The 2,696-nt window shown below is 76.2% G+C and carries 3 protein-coding genes and 1 pseudogene; all 4 read right to left on the bottom strand.

All coding sequences use genetic code 11. The features are described 5' to 3' along the window. A partial coding sequence (locus tag CCN44_RS42270) for a copper resistance CopC/CopD family protein (RefSeq protein WP_167404095.1) occupies positions 1-1,127 on the bottom strand: 1,127 nt, incomplete at its 3' end. Between the two features lie 232 nt (positions 1,128-1,359). After that, a complete protein-coding gene (locus CCN44_RS42265) occupies positions 1,360-2,121 on the bottom strand; it encodes an SDR family NAD(P)-dependent oxidoreductase (protein WP_086704579.1) in 762 nt (253 codons plus the stop codon). Further along, positions 2,118-2,594, bottom strand: coding sequence for a cupin domain-containing protein (locus CCN44_RS42260; protein ID WP_059249916.1), 477 nt, complete (start codon positions 2,592-2,594; stop codon positions 2,118-2,120). The genes CCN44_RS42265 and CCN44_RS42260 overlap by 4 nt, the downstream gene beginning before the upstream one ends. Continuing rightward, positions 2,591-2,696: pseudogene (locus CCN44_RS47205) on the bottom strand (GNAT family N-acetyltransferase); the annotation flags it as partial. The pseudogene CCN44_RS47205 and the gene CCN44_RS42260, both read right to left, overlap by 4 nt.

Here is a 2,696-nt window from a genome sequence, read left to right as displayed (position 1 = left end):
GCCAGCAGCAGGGCGGTGACCGCCGCCAGCTTGGCCAGGAGGGTACGGCCGTACGTCGTGTCCGTGAGCGCCTGCCAGGAGCCGAGGCCCCGCCAGGACTGGTAGACGCCGGTCACGACCAGGACCGTCACCGAGACGAACGCCAGCCGGGAGAAACGGGCCGGGACCGAGACCGGCAGGCCCGCCGGCTCCGGGGTGTGCCGCAGCGTCCACAGCAGAGCGGCCAGTCCGCCCAGCCAGGCCGCCATGGCCAGCAGGTGCAGGGTGGACGAGACGATCGCCACCGGCACCTGGATGCCCGCCGAGGCGTGGTCGGACGCCGACCAGGTCAGGGCCAGGGCGACGGCGAGGACCGCCGCCGTGCCGAGGGTGGCGCGGCGCGGCAGCCTGAGGCGGCGGGTGCGCAGCAGGGTCGCGCCGGCGACGGCCAGGAGCAGCAGCGCCAGGCGGGCCAGCAGGAGGACGCCGGGACGGGTGGTGGCCGTGTGGGTGAGGGCGGAGAGGGAGAAGGCGGTCGTCGGGGCGGCGGCCTCCTCGTAGGGGGCGCGCAGGAGGTACAGGGCGGTGCTGGAAACGAGGAGCGTGGCCGCGGCGGCCTGGGCGGGGACGCGCAGGTGGGCCGTGGCCGGCGGGCGGCAGTACGCCACGAACGCGGCCGTGCCCAGGAGCAGGGCCAGGGAGAGGTAGGCGAGGTAGCGGGCGATGGTGTGCAGGGCCGTGGTGGCCCGGTTCTCGGCGGGGTCCGGCGGTGCCACCGGTGCCGCCGTGCGCTTGCCGACGGAGAAGGTGAGGGCGCCGGACACCGGGTGGCTGTCGGCCGACACCACCCGCCAGGCGACCGTGTACGTGCCGGTGGCGAGCCGGGCGGGCAGGCTGACGCGGGCGGTGTCGGAGCGGCCGGGGGCGTGCCCGGCGGGGCCGGTGCGGACGCGGCGGTTGCCGGGGTCGTAGATCCGGAACGAGTCGGTCAGCAGGCCGACGGACTCGGTGAAGGTGAGGGTGACCTGGCGGGGGGCGGTGCGCAGGACGGTGCCGTCGGCGGGGTCCGAGGAGCGCAGGACGGCGTGGGCCGAGGCGGGGGCCGCCGTGCCGAGGAGGAGGCCGAACAGGAGGGCGGGGAGGAGCATCAGGGCCCGCAGGCGCGGGAGAGCGGGCAGGGGCGGGCGTACGGCGCCGGAACGCCGTGCGGTCCGGGGCCGGGGCAGAGGTGGCCGCCCCGGCTGTCGTCGTGGTCGTCGGTGTCCCTCGCGCAGCACCGTCGTCAGCCTCCGTTCCCGCGCGCCCGCGCGGTGCCTCCGTACCGGCACGCGCGCGCGTGCCGGCGCCTCCGTATACGTACGGGGAGAACCGCCGGAGTGCTCACCAGGTCGGACGGGCCGTCACTCCGCCGTCCACCACCAGGTCGTGGCCGGTGATCCAGGACGCGAGCGGGGAGGCGAGGAACACGCACGCGTCGGCGACGTCCTCGGGGCGGCCCAGGCGGCCGGCGGGGGCGGCGGCGAGCCAGCGGCGCACCCCCTCCGGCCACGCCTCCGCCAGGCCGGGCCGGTCGATGAGCCCGGGCGAGACCGTGTTGACGCGGATGCCGTCGGGTCCGTACTCCAGCGCCGCCGCGCGGGCGTGCATGACCACCGCCGCCTTGGCCGCGCTGTAGTGGGCGTGGCCGGGGGCCGGGTGGCCGGCCTCGATGGAGGCGATGTGGGTGATGGTGCCGCCGCCGTGGGCGCGCATGTGCGCGGCGGCCGCCTGGGTGCAGGCGAAGACGCTGGTGAGGTCGGTGTCGACGACCGTGCGCCAGTCCCCCGCCGTCATCCGCGGCAAGGGCTGGACGGGTTGGACGGCCGCGTTGTTGACGAGCGCGGTGAGGCGGCCGGCCGACCAGGCCGTCGTCTCCTCGATCAGCCGGCGGCAGGCGGCCTCGTCGGTCAGGTCCGCCCGGAGCACGACCGCTTCGCCGCCCGCCGCCCGGATGCGCTCGGCCACGTCGGTGGCCGCGGCGAACGCCGTACGGCAGTGCACGGCCACCGCGGCGCCCTGCTGGGCGAACCGCAGGGCGATGGCGCGGCCGATACCACCTCCCGCGCCGGTCACCAGGGCGGTCTGTCCGTCGAGCAGGGTCATGGACGGCACAGTTCCGTGATCAGGGCCGCCTCGGCCGGGTAACGCGCCGTGAGGTCGGCCGCGTTCCCGTGCTCGTAGTCCGCGTAGGTGAATCCGGGGGCCATGGTGCAGCCGAAGAACGTCCACGACCCGCCCCCGGCCACCCGCGCGCCCATCCAGGTGCGGGCCGGCACGGTCAGCTGGAGGTGCTGTCCCGCGCGGAGGTCCGGACCGAGGACGGGGGTGCGGGTGGTGCCGTCGGGGGCGAGGAGCAGGAGGTGGAGCGGGTCGCCGAGGTAGAAGTGCCAGACCTCGGCGGAGGGCAGCCGGTGCAGGGCGGAGTAGTCGGCCGCGGTGAGCAGCGCGACGATGGCCGAGCCCTCCGGGCGGCCGTCCGGCCGCTCGGGTCCGGTCCAGGTACGCCGGAACAGGCCGCCCTCGCGGGGGATGGGTTCGAGGTCGTAGTGCGCGATCAGCTCTTCGGGCGTCGTCACTCTGGGAAGGCTACCGCCCGCTCCAGGAAGGCGAGTTGGGCGTGCTTCTCGGGCAGGTACACGTCGGGCAGGTCGACCTCGGGGAGGACGACGGCGGGGCCT

Origin of the sequence: Streptomyces tricolor (assembly GCF_002155905.1) — a bacterium.
GTDB classification, from domain to species: domain Bacteria; phylum Actinomycetota; class Actinomycetes; order Streptomycetales; family Streptomycetaceae; genus Streptomyces; species Streptomyces tricolor.
The sequence above is the reverse complement of the archived record's forward strand: the minus strand, read 5'-3'. Positions and strand labels throughout refer to the sequence as shown.